The organism is Aggregatibacter valvarum, assembly GCF_980468985.1.
In genome coordinates this window covers 1,011,605-1,028,489 of the sequence record NZ_OZ413141.1, presented here as the reverse complement: position 1 = coordinate 1,028,489, position 16,885 = coordinate 1,011,605, and the positions used below count along the sequence as shown (strand labels likewise).

The 16,885-nt window shown below is 42.7% G+C and carries 11 protein-coding genes; 5 read left to right on the top strand and 6 right to left on the bottom strand.

The window, feature by feature from the left end; translation table 11 throughout:
• The first annotated feature begins 107 nt into the window (after positions 1 to 107).
• Positions 108 to 1,040 carry a universal stress protein UspE gene (gene uspE, locus AC30SF_RS04730; RefSeq protein ID WP_314400907.1) on the top strand — a complete coding sequence of 311 codons (933 nt, stop codon included), beginning with the start codon at positions 108 to 110 and terminating at the stop codon, positions 1,038 to 1,040.
• 126 nt (positions 1,041 to 1,166) lie between these two features.
• Complete coding sequence (locus AC30SF_RS04725) at positions 1,167 to 1,997, top strand: DUF4198 domain-containing protein (RefSeq protein WP_489607720.1); 831 nt, start codon at positions 1,167 to 1,169, stop codon at positions 1,995 to 1,997.
• A gap of 177 nt (positions 1,998 to 2,174) precedes the next feature.
• On the opposite strand, the gene lpdA is transcribed toward AC30SF_RS04725, so the two are convergent.
• The 3 genes from lpdA to aceE all read right to left on the bottom strand — a co-directional run bounded on the left by lpdA (position 2,175) and on the right by aceE (position 8,357).
• Positions 2,175 to 3,599, bottom strand: coding sequence for a dihydrolipoyl dehydrogenase (gene lpdA / locus AC30SF_RS04720; RefSeq protein WP_033002559.1), 1,425 nt, complete (start codon positions 3,597 to 3,599; stop codon positions 2,175 to 2,177).
• 114 nt (positions 3,600 to 3,713) lie between these two features.
• Positions 3,714 to 5,627 carry a pyruvate dehydrogenase complex dihydrolipoyllysine-residue acetyltransferase gene (aceF, locus tag AC30SF_RS04715; protein WP_489607719.1) on the bottom strand — a complete coding sequence of 638 codons (1,914 nt, stop codon included), beginning with the start codon at positions 5,625 to 5,627 and terminating at the stop codon, positions 3,714 to 3,716.
• Positions 5,628 to 5,699: 72 nt separating this feature from the next.
• Positions 5,700 to 8,357 (bottom strand): pyruvate dehydrogenase (acetyl-transferring), homodimeric type, encoded by a 2,658-nt coding sequence (gene aceE / locus AC30SF_RS04710; protein WP_314116868.1) that lies wholly within the window; start codon positions 8,355 to 8,357, stop codon positions 5,700 to 5,702.
• Between the two features lie 404 nt (positions 8,358 to 8,761).
• On the opposite strand from aceE, the gene tehB reads away from it, so the two are divergent.
• On the top strand, positions 8,762 to 9,622 hold the full coding sequence (gene tehB, locus AC30SF_RS04705) for an SAM-dependent methyltransferase TehB (RefSeq protein WP_295973864.1): 861 nt from the start codon (positions 8,762 to 8,764) through the stop codon (positions 9,620 to 9,622).
• A 97-nt stretch (positions 9,623 to 9,719) separates the two neighbouring features.
• Here tehB and AC30SF_RS04700 read toward each other — a convergent pair whose 3' ends face one another.
• Positions 9,720 to 10,349, bottom strand: coding sequence for a DUF1919 domain-containing protein (locus AC30SF_RS04700; RefSeq protein WP_311462692.1), 630 nt, complete (start codon positions 10,347 to 10,349; stop codon positions 9,720 to 9,722).
• Between the two features lie 131 nt (positions 10,350 to 10,480).
• Positions 10,481 to 11,701 (bottom strand): beta-ketoacyl-ACP synthase I, encoded by a 1,221-nt coding sequence (fabB, locus tag AC30SF_RS04695; RefSeq protein WP_489607718.1) that lies wholly within the window; start codon positions 11,699 to 11,701, stop codon positions 10,481 to 10,483.
• Positions 11,702 to 11,872: 171 nt separating this feature from the next.
• Between fabB and mnmC the strand changes: the two genes are divergently transcribed.
• Positions 11,873 to 13,897: a bifunctional tRNA (5-methylaminomethyl-2-thiouridine)(34)-methyltransferase MnmC2/FAD-dependent 5-carboxymethylaminomethyl-2-thiouridine(34) oxidoreductase MnmC1 gene (gene mnmC, locus AC30SF_RS04690; RefSeq protein ID WP_489607717.1), complete on the top strand. Its 2,025-nt coding sequence runs from the start codon at positions 11,873 to 11,875 to the stop codon at positions 13,895 to 13,897.
• Between the two features lie 38 nt (positions 13,898 to 13,935).
• Positions 13,936 to 14,331, top strand: a complete 396-nt coding sequence (locus AC30SF_RS04685; protein ID WP_489607716.1) for a pyrimidine dimer DNA glycosylase/endonuclease V — start codon at positions 13,936 to 13,938, stop codon at positions 14,329 to 14,331.
• A gap of 82 nt (positions 14,332 to 14,413) precedes the next feature.
• On the opposite strand, the gene AC30SF_RS04680 is transcribed toward AC30SF_RS04685, so the two are convergent.
• The gene (locus AC30SF_RS04680) at positions 14,414 to 16,879 is read right to left on the bottom strand and encodes a glycogen/starch/alpha-glucan phosphorylase (protein WP_489607715.1); all 2,466 of its coding nucleotides are present in this window, start codon (positions 16,877 to 16,879) and stop codon (positions 14,414 to 14,416) included.
• Between the last annotated feature and the right edge of the window lie 6 nt (positions 16,880 to 16,885).

Sequence of the window (16,885 nt, the reverse complement as noted above, 5' to 3'; positions counted from 1 at the left end):
CTAGTGCAGCAAAAATGTTGCACTAGATCACCTTTTTAAAGACCGTACCTTGTTATTTCAGCAAATATGTTCTACCCTATTTGTCATCGCAATAATGGAGGTTGTGTATGAAATTCAATAATATACTGGTGGTCTTAAACCCGGAAAATGACAAACAATACGCCCTTGCGAGAGCCGTTCGCTTAGCACAAGAGCAAAAAAGCCCAAATCCCGTCAATATTACCCTATTCCTTGCCATTTATGACTTATCTTACGAAATGTCGGCGCTCCTTTCTTCTGAAGAGCGGACAGAAATGCGTCATAACGTCATTGAACAACGCAAGTTAGCGATTCAACCGTATATTGAAAAATACGCCTCTGACGGCATCCAATTCTCCTCTACTGTGGTTTGGCACAGCAATGAAGCAGAAGCCGTTACTCGCGAAGTGGAAACCCATAATTATGATTTAGTGGTGAAATACACGAAAGCAGAAGAAAGCTTGAAATCTTTAATTGTTACCCCAGTAGATTGGCAAATTTTGCGTAAATGTCCTACGCCAATTTTGGTGGTGAAAGACGGTGACTGGAAACATCAACGTCGTATTTTGGTCGCAGTAAACGTTTCTGATGATGAAAACGAAGCACATAGCTCATTTAATGATGAATTGGTTTCACTCAGTATGGACTTAGCCGATTCCTTAGACCGAGGCAATATTCATCTGGTTACTGCCTATCCGCCAACCCCGATTAATATGGCGATTGACTTACCGGAATTTAGCACTGGCGACTGTAATAGCGGATTACGCGGACAGTATTTGTTAAATATGAAAGCATTACGCCAGAAATATGGGATAAGCGATGATCATACGCATGTTCTAGAAGGTTTCCCGGAAGACGTTATTCCTCAAGTAGCAGAAAAACTAGAAGCGGAATTGGTTATTCTTGGAACGATTGGACGAACAGGTCTATCTGCGGCTTTCTTAGGTAACACGGCAGAACACGTAATTAGTAAATTAAACTGTAATTTATTAGCCATAAAGCCATCAAAAAAGGACAATTAAGATAAATTTTAGGAGTAGTGCATATTTTTATTGACTACTCCTTTTTTTTACATTACTTTTTTCACACTGCGAAATTACTTTTTATTTTGATTTTTAATTAATCACCCATCAAAAAGGAAACAAAGAATGAGAAAATCATTACTGATCACATTATTAGGATTAGCCGGTTTAGCACAAGCACATGAAGCTTGGGTTGTCGCGCCGGCACATATTGACACAAAAGAGGCACTTAATGCGGAATTAGCCTACGGTCATCATTTTCCGTATGCTGAGAAAATTGCAGCAGATCGCTTGCATTTTTTTGCACCACTTGAATTAACCGATAAAAATGGCATGACCAGCGAACTCAAACAACAAGGGGAAAATTACCAATACACTACAGAAAAGCCATTGGCAGAAGGTTCGTATTGGGTAAGCGCGACCTATAAACCAACATTTTGGTCGCAAAATGCAAAGGGCTGGAAGCAAGAAAATATGCAACAAATGACGGATGCCACGTATTGTGAACAAACGCAAATGTTTGGTAAAAGCTTAGTGACCGTCGGTGATAAAGCTGATTCAACGGTATTTAAAGAAAAATTAGGTCAAGAATTAGAAATTGTGCCACTCAAAAATCCTGCTGAACTCAAAGAAGGTGAAGTTTTCCCATTACAGATTTTCTATAAAGGTAAACCATTGGCTGGTGAAACCGTAATTGCAACAGCAGACACCGTGGTTGTTAAAGATATTGAATCTGCTGAAGATCACCGTGAAATTCAGGGTTTTTCCAGCAAAACGGATAAAGACGGCAAAGTGAATTTCTTACCATTAATTGAAGGATTATGGAAAGTCAAAGTGGTACATAAAACAGCCTTTAGCGACCCTAAAGTGTGCCAACATTCAGCCAGTTATGCGACATTGGTCTTGCCGGTGGGTGAAAAACGCGCGCAATATACACCGCACGAACATCATCACTAGTGGCATTATCATGACTTAATGAGCATTTCCGCTAACACAAGTGGAAATGCTTTTTTATTCTCTGCCAATAAGCATGTCAGCATAATAAGCATAAAATAAGAGTTTCCTTTTTAGCGATATTTTCTAAGCGGGAAACTCTTCTTTTTTATGATGATTTAATGATTTTAATCCACTTTATCATTTTTTCTTCGCTTTGGCATTTGGAAGGTCAGTAATTGAACCTTCAAACACTTCAGCCGCAAGACCAACAGATTCATGAAGTGTTGGGTGGGCATGAATCGTTAATGCAATATCTTCTGCATCACAACCCATTTCAATCGCAAGACCAATTTCACCTAATAATTCACCACCGTTCACACCCACGATGGCACCACCAAGTATGCGATGAGTGTCTTTATCAAAGATTAATTTGGTCATCCCTTCTGAACATTCAGAGGCAATCGCACGACCGGATGCCGCCCAAGGGAATTTAGCCACTTCGTAGTTTAAGCCTTCTTGTTTACATTCTTTCTCAGTTTTACCCACCCAAGCCACTTCTGGTTCAGTATAAGCGATAGATGGAATCACTTTCGGATCGAAGTAATGTTTTTGTCCGGCAATAACTTCCGCTGCAACGTGACCTTCATGAACACCTTTATGCGCCAACATCGGTTGACCTACAATATCACCGATTGCGAAAATATGAGGCACATTGGTACGCATTTGTTTATCCACATGAATGAAACCACGCTCATCCACTTCAACGCCTGCTTTGCCGGCATCAATTAATTTGCCGTTTGGTGTACGGCCAATCGCCACTAACACTGCATCATAACGTTTAGTATCGTTACAGGCTTTGCCTTCCATTGAAACATAGATGCCATCATCTTTTGCTTCAACCGCGGTAACTTTGGTTTCAAGCATTAACTTGAATTTTTTCTCGATTTGTTTGGTATAAATTGCCACAACATCTTTATCCGCAGCAGGGATAACTTGGTCGAACATTTCTACCACTTCAATTTCCGATCCTAATGCGTGATAAACTGTCCCCATTTCCAAACCGATAATACCACCGCCCATAATAAGAAGTTTTTTCGGCACTTCTTTTAATTTAAGCGCATCTGTTGAATCCCAAATACGAGGATCTTCATGTGGAATGAAAGGTAATTGAATTGGGCGAGAACCGGCTGCAATAATCGCGTTATCAAATTTGATTGTTGTTGGGTGACCATCACGATCGCGTGCCACTAACGTATGCGGATCCGTAAATGCCGCCAAACCTTCAACCACAGTGACTTTACGCGCTTTAGCCATCCCGGCTAAACCACCGGTTAATTTCGCTACAACCGCTTCTTTCCCGGCACGCACTTCATCTAAATCAATACGTGGTTCACCGAAGTAAATACCATTTTTTGTTGCGTGTTTTGCTTCTTCAATCACTTTTGCAACGTGCAATAATGCTTTAGAAGGAATACAACCCACGTTTAAACATACCCCACCAAGGGTTGAATAACGCTCAACTAATACGGTTTCTAAGCCTAAATCCGCACAACGGAACGCTGCTGAATAACCAGCAGGGCCGGCACCAAGCACCACGACTTGGGTTTTAATTTCTTTACTCATTTTTACCTCGTAAAAACGTTCAAATTTTCGACTGCACTTTGCGATCTTTGTAGGGCGGGCTTTCAGCCCACCAAGAGATCTCATTAATCGGTGGGCTGAAACCCACCCTACAGATTACATGACTAAGCGACGTAAATCCGCTAATACACCATTAATATAGCTTAAGAAACGCGCACCATCTGCACCATCGATGACACGGTGGTCGAAAGACAATGATAACGGAAGCATTAAGCGAGGTTCGAACTCTTTACCGTTCCAAATCGGTTGCATTTCAGATTTAGAAACACCCAAAATTGCCACTTCAGGCGCATTCACGATAGGCGTAAAGTGCGTTGTACCAATACCGCCTAAGCTTGAAATGGTGAAACAACCGCCTTGCATATCGGAACCGGAAAGTTTACCGTCACGGGCTTTTTTAGAAACTTCCATTAATTCGCGAGAAAGCTCGATAATGCCTTTTTTGTTCACATTTTTAAAGACAGGCACGACTAAACCGTTTGGTGTATCTACTGCCACGCCAATGTTGATGTATTTTTTCAGCGTTAATTTTTGGCCATCTTCAGAGATAGAGCTATTGAAACGTGGGAACGCTTCTAATGCTTTTGCTACCGCTTTCATAATGAACACTACTGGCGTGATTTTCACATCCAATTTTTGTTTTTCAACAATCTTGTTCTGCTCTTTACGGAAAGCTTCTAAGTCGGTGATGTCGGTGCGATCAAAGTGCGTTACGTGTGGAATCATAACCCAGTTACGGTGTAAGTTTGCGCCGGAGATTTTGTTAATACGGCTTAACTCAACTTCTTCCACTTCACCAAATTTGCTGAAGTCCACTTTCGGCCATGGTAACAAGCCTAAACCTGCACCATTTGCCACGCCATTACCTGCGGCTGCAGCAGAAACCGTACCGGTTTCAAATGCTTTTACAGCAGTTTTCACATAGGCTTGAATATCTTCTTTAACGATACGACCTTTACGACCGGTACCTTTTACTTTATCAAGGTTTACACCGAATTCACGTGCAAGACGACGAATCACCGGTGTAGCGTGCGCATAGCCTGCGCTTGCAACCACTTGATCTTGGGTTAACCCGGAGACATTGCCTGATTGCGCAGCCGGTGCGGTAGCCGCCACAGCTTGAGGCGCCGGTGCGGCCGCTTGTGGTGCAACAGCAACAGCCGGAGCAGCACCAGCGACTTCAAAGCGCATGATCAAGGAACCGGTTGACACTTTGTCACCCGCTTTCACTAAAATTTCTTTAACCACACCGGCAAATGGTGCAGGCACTTCCATCGAAGCTTTGTCACCTTCAACGGTAATTAATGACTGCTCTTCTGTGATGCTATCGCCCACTTTTACCATAATTTCAGTGACATTGACTTCGTCACCACCAATATCTGGAACGTTTACATCCTTCACACCACCGGCAACCGGTGCTGCAGGTGCAGCAGCTGGCGCAGAGGCCGCTGGTGCTGAAGCAGACGCACTGCCGGCAACTTCAAAACGCATAATCAATGTGCCGGTGGACACTTTATCGCCCACTTTAATAATGATTTCTTTCACGATACCGGCAACCGGTGCTGGCACTTCCATAGACGCTTTATCGCCTTCAACGTTAATAATGGATTGATCCACTTCAACACGATCGCCTACGTTGACCATGATATCGGTAACGTTGACTTCATCAGAACCGATATCCGGTACATTCACATCAACTACTTGTGCAGTAGTCGGCGCAGCGGCAGGTGCTGCGGCAGGTGCTGCGGCCGGTTGAGCAGCTTGTGCAGGTGCCGCGTCAGCGCTATCTAGTACCAACATAGGCGTGCCGGTGGTCACTTTATCTCCCACTTTCACTAACACTTCTTTAACCACGCCCGCTTCAGGTGCCGGTACTTCCATCGACGCCTTATCACCTTCAACATTGATGATGGATTGATCCGCAGTAATCGTATCTCCAACTTTTACCATCACTTCGGTAACGGTCACTTCATCACTACCGATATCCGGAATTTGAATTTGTTTAGCCATTTTTTTTACCTTTTAAACGTTTGGAAAACCAACCGCACTTTTATCAAGTGCGGTCGTTTTTTTCGTTATTTTTTATGCGTATAACGGATTCAATCTTTCAGGATCGATACCGTATTTTGCGATTGCTTCGGCAACCACTTTCTTATCAACTGTGCCTTCTTGTGCCAACACATGTAATGCGGCAACCACAACGTGATGTGCATCTACTTCAAAGTGGTCACGCAAGTTCGCACGGCTATCGGAACGACCGAAACCATCCGTACCCAACACATGATAATGTTTAGCCGGTACATAAGCGCGAATCTGTTCAGCAAAAAGCTTCATGTAGTCGGTTGCTGCAACGGCAGGCTTGTCGTTCATCACTTGAGCAACGTATGGCACACGTGGTGTTTCGGTTGGATGTAACATATTCCAACGAACCGCATCCGCGCCTTCGCGAGCCGCTTCAGTGAAGGATGGCGCACTATAAACATCAGAGCTGATGCCGTAGTCGTTAGCCAAAATTTGAGCTGCTTCACGTACATGACGCAAGATCGCACCGGAACCAAGTAATTGCACTTCGCCTTTACCTTTTCCTTGTACGCGTTCAAATTTATAAAGACCTTTACGAATACCTTCTTCCGCACCTTTTGGCATCGCTGGTTGATCGTAAATTTCGTTTAACGTGGTGATGTAATAGAACACATCTTCCTGTTTTTCACCATACATACGGTTAATACCGTCTTGCATGATAACCGCCACTTCATAAGCAAATGCCGGGTCATAAGACACACAGTTAGGAATCGTTAAAGATTGAATGTGGCTGTGACCATCTTCGTGTTGTAAACCTTCACCGTTCAATGTTGTACGGCCTGACGTACCCCCGATCATGAAACCACGAGCCAATTGGTCACCGGCTGCCCACATCAAGTCACCCACACGTTGGAAACCGAACATGGAGTAGTAAATGAAGAATGGGATCATCGGCATATTGCTCACAGAATAAGACGTTGCTGCCGCTAACCAAGAAGACGTTGCACCTAATTCGTTGATCCCTTCTTGTAAGACTTGACCATCTTTCGCTTCGCGATAGTAAGCCACTAAATCACGGTCGGATGGCACATAGTTTTGACCATGCGGGTTATAAATACCGATTTGACGGAATAACCCTTCCATACCGAAAGTACGCGCTTCGTCTGCCACGATTGGAACGATATGTTTGCCCACTTCTTTATCTTTTAATAAAGTGTTTAAGAAACGAACAAATGCCATTGTGGTTGAAATCGGACGCGGTTGCGCTTCTAACAACGCCGAGAATTCAGAAAGCTCAGGTGCTTTGAAGTCCACGGTAAATTTCGGGTGACGTGCCGGTAAATAACCTTGTAAAGCTTTGCGACGTTCGTGCAAGTATTTATATTCTTCAGAACCTTCAGGGAAAGTCACATATGGCAATTTTTCCAAATCTTCATCTTTCACTGGAATGTGGAAGTAGTCGCGATAAGCTTTGATACTCTCAGCAGACATTTTTTTGGATTGGTGTGCGGTGTTTTTACTTTCTGCTTCAGCAATTTTATAGCCTTTGACAGAATGAACTAAAATCACGACCGGTTTACCGGCATTTTGTGCTTTCTTAAATGCAGCAAACACTTTAAGCGGATCATGACCGCCACGTTGTAACGCCCAAATTTCATCATCAGTCATATCAGCAACTAATGCCGCTGTTTCTGGGTAACGACCGAAGAAGTGTTCACGTACGTAAGCACCGTCTTTAGATTTGAAGGTTAAGTAGTCACCATCAACCACTTCCATCATTAATTGGGTGAGTTTACCAGTGGTGTCTTTAGCAAATAATTTATCCCAACGGCTACCCCACATCACTTTGATTACTTCCCAACCGGCACCCACGAATAAACCTTCTAATTCTTGAACGATTTTACCGTTACCGTTTACCGGGCCGTCTAAGCGTTGTAAGTTACAGGAAATGACGAAAATTAAGTTATCTAAATGTTCGCGAGCAGCGAAAGTTAATGCACCTTTAGATTCAATTTCATCCATCTCACCATCGCCTAAGAAGGCATACACTTTTTGATCAGCAGTGTCTTTCAAACCACGATTTTGTAAGTATTTTAAGAAACGGGCTTGATAAATGGCGTTCACCGGGCCTAAACCCATAGAAACGGTTGAGAATTGCCAGAAATCCGGCATTAATTTCGGGTGAGGGTAAGAAGACAAGCCTTTGCCATGCACTTCTTGACGGAAGTTGTCTAATTGTTCTTCCGTTAAACGTCCTTCTAAGAAAGCACGAGCATACATCCCCGGTGCTGCGTGGCCTTGGAAGAAGACTAAGTCACCGCCATTTTTCTCTGTTGCCGCTTTGAAGAAATGGTTAAAACCAACTTCATACATCGTCGCAGCAGATTGATAAGTGGATAAGTGACCGCCTAAATCCAGATCTTTTTTCTGACCACGTAACACCATCATCACCGCATTCCAACGAACATAAGAACGAATGCGACGTTCAATGTCTAAATTGCCCGGATACGCCGGTTGTTCTGACACAGGAATGGTATTCACATAATCGGTTGTAATCCCGCTTGGTAAAGAAACGCCACCGGCGCGAGCTTGTTGCATAACTTGATCGATAATGAACTGAGCGCGCTCAATGCCTTCCTCACGAATTAACGAATCAATTGATGCCAACCAATCGTTAGTCTCGATCGGATCTACGTCATTTTTTAACAATTCTGACATAGTTTTTTCCTTATTTTGTTAAGTTAGAAGTACGTTTAACCCTAATTTTTAATAGAAATTAAACAACGAAATTGATCACTAAAAAAAGCCTAATTTGCCAAAAACTGACATTACAAATTTTTAACAAATAATGTAAATGTTATTAGATTTTTTGAAAAAATGATAGTAATTTTTCTCTCTTCACTTGAAAATACCCCATATTTGCATAGTTTTAAACTAACGTTATATAAATTAATATATCAAAAATTGTAATGTCCCATAAAATCCTTAAAAAACAACCGCACTTTCTAAAATGCTTGATTTTTATCATCTCTTCGTTTGAAAAAGAATTAAATATTGCGTATTTCACGTAATTAACCTACCATTAAACTCAACTATTAACACCCTAAAATTTGGAGAAAAAAATGCAAAACGAACTTATTTGCTATAAAAAAATGCCGGTTTGGACCAAAGACAGCTTGCCAAAAATGTTTCAAGAAAAACACAACACAAAAGTCGGCACTTGGGGAAAACTCACCGTATTAAAAGGTAAACTTAAATTTTATGTCCTCACAGAAAATGGCAATATTGTGAGCGAACACATTTTCACCTCACAAGATGAAACACCTTTTGTTGAACCGCAACAATGGCATCGTGTTGAAGCCCTTTCCGATGATTTGGAATGTTTTCTGGAATTTTATTGCACCAAGGAAGACTACTTCAGCAAGAAATACAATATGACCGCCACGCACGGTGATGTGGTCGATGCCGCTAAAATCATCAAACCTTGTAAAGTGTTGGATTTAGGTTGTGGACAAGGTCGTAACTCTCTCTATTTGAGTTTACTCGGCTATGATGTCACCGCTTGGGATCACAATGAAAACAGTCTTCAATTTCTAAACGAAGTCAAAGAGAAAGAAAATCTAAAAATTCAGACCGCACTTTACAATATCAACGAAGCAAACATTCAAGAAAACTACGATTTTATTGTGTCGACGGTGGTCTTTATGTTCCTCGATCGTGCTCGCGTACCGGCAATTCTTGAAAACATGCAAAACCACACCAATCCGGGTGGTTACAATTTAATCGTGGCTGCCATGTCCACTCCGGAAGTGCCTTGCCCACTGCCATTTTCATTTACTTTTGGTGAAAATGAATTGAAAGAATACTACAAAGATTGGGAATTCTTGGAATACAACGAAAACATGGGTGAACTGCACAAAACCGATGAAAACGGCAATCGCTATAAAATGAAATTTGTAACCATGTTGGCAAGAAAGAAATAGTTTGCCGATTTAGAACAGAAAAAGACCGCACTTTATTACTGCGTAATATGAAAAATCTGCGTCTTATGTCATGTATTAAGACGCAGATTTTTTATATTTACCCTTGATTAAACCATGTTACATAATCAAATTGGTCATAATATTTTTTACCGTTCCAGCCCGAAAATGCGAATAAATCCCCGACTTGATCGCTTTGCTCAAACCCCGGAATATACACGGCAGATGCCAACTGCGGGTAAGGTTTATGCGTAAATACCACTTTGTTTTTAAATGGCAACCGATCAAAGGCTTCGAGCTCTTCATAACTCACCCCTTGAGGGCTATCTTTATCTGTCATGATAATAAAAAGATTATCAAGATTAATCCGTTTTAAACGTGTTTCCCACTTCTCTTTCGCCTCTTGCGCATTGCGGTAGTGCATAAAATGGATAGGAACATCTCCCAACCAACCGACAGGGTAAGGCTTGTCGCTCGGTTTGAATTCCAATGTTTGCTGGTGATAAAAAGCCATATTTTGTAAATAACGGATAAAATCTCGTGGCTTTACATATAAATTGACAAAAGGCGAATTAAAAGGCTCATTCAAATCATGCAAGATGAATGCACCGACACAGTTGCTTGATAGCACAGACATCCCATGATTTTGCAACCGTTTTTTTAAATGACGATTAATAGATTTTCGATGAAATTGATTCACCGCACTTTTGAATTTTGAAAATAAGGACATCATTGCCTCCAAATAACGCAATACGACCACAACACATTGAGGAAAATCACTAGGCGTTCGCTATGAACGATGATGCCATAAAAACAGACTCCCCTAAATTTTACATTCAGGGGAGTTGTTCTCAGTCAAATTTAACCGTTATAACGTTTAAACACGAGTGTGGCATTCGTGCCACCAAAACCGAAACTGTTAGACATCACGGTTTGTAAACCGGCATTTTCTTTTGTTTCAGTCACAATGTTGCAACCCACGGCTTGTTCATCTAAGGTTTCAATGTTAATGCTTGGTGCGATAAAATCATTATCTAACATTAACAAGGTATAAATTGCTTCGTGCGCACCGGCAGCCCCTAAAGAGTGGCCTGTCATGGACTTGGTGGAAGAAATCGCCGGCATTTTATTGCCAAATACGTTTTTAATCGCGCCCAATTCTTTCACATCACCGACTGGCGTTGATGTACCGTGCACGTTGATGTAATCGATTGGTGTGTCAACAGTTGCCATGGCTTGTTTCATGCAACGTTCTGCGCCTTCACCGCTTGGCGCCACCATGTCATAACCATCGGAAGTCGCACCATAACCCACGATTTCCGCGTAAATTTTCGCACCACGGGCAAGCGCGTGTTCCAATTCTTCCACAACAACCACGGCACCGCCACCGGCAATGACAAAACCATCACGGTTTGCGTCATACGCACGGGACGCTTTCGTTGGAGTTTCATTATATTTGGTTGACACTGCGCCCATCGCATCAAATTCGGTCGCACATTCCCAAGACAATTCTTCTGCACCACCGGCGAAAACGATGTCTTGTTTACCTAATTGGATGAGTTCTAATGCGTTACCAATACAGTGCGCTGAAGTGGCACAAGCGGAACTGATACTGTAACTCACACCCTTGATTTTGTATGGAGTCGCTAAGCAAGCAGATACGCTGGATGCCATTGTTTTCGTGACGGCATAAGGGCCAATGGCTTTCACACCGCGCGGACCACGCACAGCATCACAAGCCACTAACTGGTTATGGGCAGAACCTGTGCCGGCGCCGATAACCAAGCCGGTACGTTCGTTAGACACTAGCTCTTCCGTTAACCCTGCATCTTCAATAGCCTCTTTCATAGAAAGGTAAGCATAGGCTGCCGCATCGCCCATGAAGCGATACACTTTACGATCGATTAACTCGCTCGGATTTAATTTAATCGTTCCGGCAACATGGCTGCGCATTTTCATGTCAATAAATTCAGGGACGATTTCAATACCGGATTTGCCGGCTTTTAATGAAGCCAAGACTTCTTCTTTGTTGTTACCAATACTGGAGATAATACCAAATCCGGTAATTACTGCTCTTTTCATTCGTTATTCCTTATGAGTTGGGAAATTGATTTTCGACTTACATTTGTTAGCTGAACGCAATTTACTATGAAATCAAAATATTGCAAGCATTAATTATAACGTTCGACCAGTTAGGGCAATTAGGCGTATCATATACAACACTTCAAAAGCAACGAAAGGAAATCACGCCCAATGCGCTTAGTGACTCATGCCGAGATTCATTTTAATCAAGAAAATACGCCCATTTCCGACCAATTTGACGATGTTTATTTCTCTAATCAAGACGGCTTAAAAGAAAGTCGTTATGTTTTCCAACAAGGCAATCAACTATGGCAACGTTGGCAGAAACATGAACAAGCGTATTTTATTATTGCTGAAACCGGCTTTGGTACAGGGCTCAATTTTTTAGCGGTCACCACGCTTTTTCGTGAATTTCGCCAACAATTTCCACAAGCAACGCTACAACGCCTGTTTTTTATTTCCTTTGAAAAATATCCGCTAACCGCAGAAGCCCTATCGCGTGCTCATCAACATTACCCGCAATTTGCCTCTCTCTCCGCACAATTACAGCAGCATTGGTTGGATCCCATTGAAGGTTGCTATCGTTTTCATTTTGAGGAAACCACGCTCGATCTTTGGTTTGGTGATATTCACGACAATTTGCCACAGCTCGGCGATTATATGCGTGATAAAATCGATGCGTGGTTTTTAGACGGATTTGCTCCGAGTAAAAATCCTGATATGTGGAATGACGCACTTTATACGCAAATGTACCGTTACACCAAACCGCAAGGCACATTCGCTACCTTTACGGCGGCAAGTGCGGTACGCAAAGGCTTGGAAAGTGCCGGTTTCAGCGTGCAAAAGCGCAAAGGTTACGGCAAAAAACGGGAGTGTTTGGCAGGCGAAAAAACACTTGAAAAACTCACCGCACTTTTCACGCCGTGGTACCTGCCACAACCCGCTCAGTTTGAAGGCGTGGCGGATGTTGCCATTGTGGGTGGTGGCATAGCCTCCTTATTTACCGCATTCGCCTTAATGCAACGTGGTGCGAACGTCACCCTTTATTGTGAAGATCCACAGCCGGCGATGAACGCCTCCGGTAACAAACAAGGTGCGTTTTATCCGCAACTGAGCGATGATGACGAACGCAACATTCGCTTTTACATACAGGCTTTCGCTTACGGGTTACAACAATTACGTAACGCCGAAAATCTTATTGAATTTGAACATGAATTTTGTGGTGTGGCACTGTGCGGATATAACGAAAAAAGTGCGGTTAAATTACAGAAAGTTTCGCAACTTCAGCTGCCTGAAAGCCTCTATCAACCCCTAAGCCAAGCAGAACTAAGCGAGAAAGTCGGCCTCCCGTTGCCTTGCGGCGGCGGATTTATTCCACAAGGCGGATGGCTTGCGCCGCAACAATTTGTGCAGAATCTATTTGCTTATTTGCAACAACGTGGGCTCGTCATAAAAACGTCGCAAAAAGTGACCGCACTTTCCGCACAAGAAAATGGCTGGCTAGTGACGAATGCTGAAAACGACAGGTTCTATCATCAAATCGTTGTCCTCGCCAATGGTCATCAACTACATGAATTTCCGCAAACACAGTCACTACCACTTTATGCTGTGCGCGGACAAGTTAGCCAGATTTCCACATCGGAAAATCTACTAAAACTACAATCGGTGCTCTGTTATGACGGCTACCTCACTCCGGCTGATCAGGCGAAAACCAGCCATTGCATTGGTGCCAGCCATGTGCGTGATTGCGCTGACCGCACCTTTAGTGAACAGGAACAGCGGGAAAATCAGGAAAAAATCCAAAAGAACCTAGACGGTATGCCTTGGGTGAAAGCGGTGGATACCTCTGCCAATCTGGCGCGAATCGGCGTGCGTTGCGCCGTGCGGGATCGAATCCCGATGGTCGGCAATGTGCCAAATTTTGAACAGCAATGCGTGAATTATAAAAATCTGTTTAATTTGCTTCGTCGTAAACAACCGATTCCACCGGCTGCCGTATTTGCAAATTTATTTCTCATTGGCGCCCTCGGCTCACGCGGTTTAACCTCCGCTCCGATACTCGGCGAAACTTTGGCTTCGCTTATTTATAACGAACCGTTGCCGCTGAGCGAAGACTTAATTCACCACCTATCCGCAAGTCGCAGTTGGATGCGTAAATTGTTGAAAGGCACGTCGATTGAGAATTTATCGTCTTAAGACAATAATTTTTAACTTTTATACTTGGAACGATCATTATGACTCGAATTAATCTAATTCCACCCAAAGAGCTATGCGATCAGCATTTACTGGCGGAACACCGCGAACTGACACGCATTCCGAATGCTGTCGCCAAAGGGAAATTTCACTTAAAAGGACAACCGGAGGAATATAAATTAGGTGAAGGTCATGTGAGATTTTTCTTTAATAAAATGGCGTTTTTGAAAAGGCGATATGATGAATTACATAAGGAATGTAAAGCGCGTGGTTTTAACGTTCAATATATTTGGCCTGAAACATTGCCCTCATCACCTGAACTTTGGCTTGATTATCAGCCGACCGATGCAGCACTTGAAATAAATCGTCAAAGGATTCAAGAACGCATGCCCCAAAAAGCAAGATTTACAGCACATCAGCCACTTGCAGCCAAATAAGTGCGGTGCGTTTTTGACGTATTTTAACAATGTAAAACAAAACCCCATTCAAATTCGAATGGGGTTTATTTTTATCGGGAAATTACTTCTCGAGATTTAATGGCTTAATGTGCCAAATATTTTCGGCGTATTCCTTAATGGTACGGTCGGAAGAGAAATAACCCATGTTGACGATATTTTGAATCGTGCTGTCAATCCAGGCATCACGGTTTTTATATTTTTCATCCACCCATTTTTGTGTCTCCACATAGCTGCGGAAATCAGCAAAGGCTTGGTAGAAATCGTGATATTGTAAGCCCTGTAACAGTTGTTGATAACGATTGGGATCATTCGGTGAAAAGTGCCCATTAATGATTTGATCCACAACGTTTCTCAGTTCCCCATCATTTTGGTAAAAATCAAATGGATGGTAACCATCGCGACGTAACTTCTCAACTTGCTCAACGGTATTGCCGAAAATAAAGATGTGGTCTTTGCCGACATTTTCCAAAATCTCGACATTCGCCCCATCCAATGTCCCCAAGGTTAAAGCCCCATTTAACGCAAATTTCATGTTACTGGTACCGGAGGCTTCTGTACCGGCTAAAGAAATTTGTTCAGAAATATCTGCAGCCGGAATGATCAATTGAGCTAAACTGACGCTGTAGTTCGGGATGAAGACCACTTTTAAGCGACCACCCAAACGGGTATCGTGATTAATAATATTCGCCACATCATTAATTAAATGGATGGTTTGTTTCGCTGCGTAATACGCCGAAGCGGCTTTACCGGCTAAAATAAACACGCGAGGTTGCCAATCTTTTTCCGGATGCTCTAACATGGCGTTGTAACGAGCAATAATGTGCAACACGTTCAGAATTTGACGTTTATATTCGTGAATACGTTTTACTTGAACGTCAAATAACGCATGTGGATCAAGATCAATGTCTAAGGTTTTCTTCACGTAATTTGCCAATTTCACTTTATTGGCAAATTTAATATCGGCAATGGCGTGTTTGAAATCCGCTTCATGGGCGTATTGTTTTAATTTTTCGATTTGGCTTAAATCACAACGCCAATCAGAACCGATATATTTATCAAACAACGACGCTAATTGTGGGTTCGCCACGGCAAGCCAACGACGTGGGGTGATCCCATTTGTAACGTTGGTGAAACGTTCCGGATAAATACGTGCGAAATCCGCAAAAGTCGATGTCACCATTAAATCAGAATGAATTGCCGCCACGCCATTGACTTTATGTGATCCCACCACGGATAACCACCCCATGCGCACTTTGCGCTGATACCCTTCTTCGATTAAAGAAACGCGGCGAATGAAATCCAGGTCAGTGGTAATATAGGTTTTAACGTATTCCAAGAAATGATCGTTAATTTCAAAAATCATCTGTAAATGACGCGGTAAGATTTTCGCCATCATTTCCACCGGCCATGTTTCCAAGGCTTCAGACATCAAGGTGTGACATGTATAAGAGAAAATACGACGGGTCATATCCCAGGCTTTCTGCCATGAAAAGCCTTCTTCATCAATTAAAATGCGCATCAATTCCGGAATCGCTAATGCCGGATGGGTATCATTTAAATGAATTGCCACTTTATCTGCTAAATTTTCCAAGCTGCTATGTGTGCGTTTATGACGGCGGATAATATCTTGCAATGACGCAGAAACTAAGAAATATTCTTGACGCAAACGTAATTCACGACCGTTCCAAGTGGAATCATCCGGATAAAGCACACGAGAAAGATTTTTAATAGAGGCGCGGCTTTCCACCGCCGCAATGTGTTGACCGCGGTTAAAATCTTCTAAGTTAAACAGTTCGCCAGCATGAGCAGCCCACAAACGTAATGTGGCGGCAGAGTCATTTTGATAGCCCGGAATCACTTGGTCATAAGCAAGTGCGGTCACTTCTTCGCCTTTATTCCAAATACATTTTTTATCTTCAAAATGAATGTTACCGCCGAAAGAAACGGTAAAACGTTTAGACGGACGAATAAATTCCCAAGGAGCCCCTTTTTCTAACCACGCATCCGGACGTTCAACTTGTTGTCCGTCTTCAATTTTTTGACGGAACATTCCATATTCATAACGAATACCGTAGCCCATGCCCGGTAAGCCTAAGGTGGCAATAGAATCCATGAAACAGGCGGCTAAACGACCTAAACCACCGTTACCTAAGCCCGGATCCACTTCTTTTTCAATAATCTCTTCTAAATCAACGTTTAATTCGGAAAGGGCTTCTTTGGCGATGTCGTACAATCCTTCTGCAATCATGGCATTGGATAACGTACGACCAATCAGAAATTCCATTGATAAATAATACACACGACGTGCGTCTTCAGCTCTGGCTTCACGCGCGGTGGTGATCCAACCTTCGGTGACGAAATCCCGCACCGCGTATAACGTGGCATTGAGCCAATCTCGTTGGCTCGCCTCTTTAGGAGAGCGACCAATTAAAAAAATCAGTTTATAAACAATCGTTTTTTTCAATGAATCAACATTGACTTCAGGTCGATTGTACAGGAATGGAGAATCAAAATTATCCATTATCATAAGAAA

Excerpts from the sequence above, each read along its gene's own strand:
- uspE (WP_314400907.1), top strand. The coding sequence starts at position 108 with ATGAAATTCAATAATATACTGGTGGTCTTAAACCCGGAAAATGACAAA.
- AC30SF_RS04700 (WP_311462692.1), bottom strand. The coding sequence starts at position 10,349 with ATGTCCTTATTTTCAAAATTCAAAAGTGCGGTGAATCAATTTCATCGA.
- lpdA (WP_033002559.1), bottom strand. The coding sequence starts at position 3,599 with ATGAGTAAAGAAATTAAAACCCAAGTCGTGGTGCTTGGTGCCGGCCCT.
- aceF (WP_489607719.1), bottom strand. The coding sequence starts at position 5,627 with ATGGCTAAACAAATTCAAATTCCGGATATCGGTAGTGATGAAGTGACC.
- aceE (WP_314116868.1), bottom strand. The coding sequence starts at position 8,357 with ATGTCAGAATTGTTAAAAAATGACGTAGATCCGATCGAGACTAACGAT.
- AC30SF_RS04685 (WP_489607716.1), top strand. The coding sequence starts at position 13,936 with ATGACTCGAATTAATCTAATTCCACCCAAAGAGCTATGCGATCAGCAT.
- fabB (WP_489607718.1), bottom strand. The coding sequence starts at position 11,701 with ATGAAAAGAGCAGTAATTACCGGATTTGGTATTATCTCCAGTATTGGT.
- AC30SF_RS04725 (WP_489607720.1), top strand. The coding sequence starts at position 1,167 with ATGAGAAAATCATTACTGATCACATTATTAGGATTAGCCGGTTTAGCA.
- tehB (WP_295973864.1), top strand. The coding sequence starts at position 8,762 with ATGCAAAACGAACTTATTTGCTATAAAAAAATGCCGGTTTGGACCAAA.
- mnmC (WP_489607717.1), top strand. The coding sequence starts at position 11,873 with ATGCGCTTAGTGACTCATGCCGAGATTCATTTTAATCAAGAAAATACG.
- AC30SF_RS04680 (WP_489607715.1), bottom strand. The coding sequence starts at position 16,879 with ATGATAATGGATAATTTTGATTCTCCATTCCTGTACAATCGACCTGAA.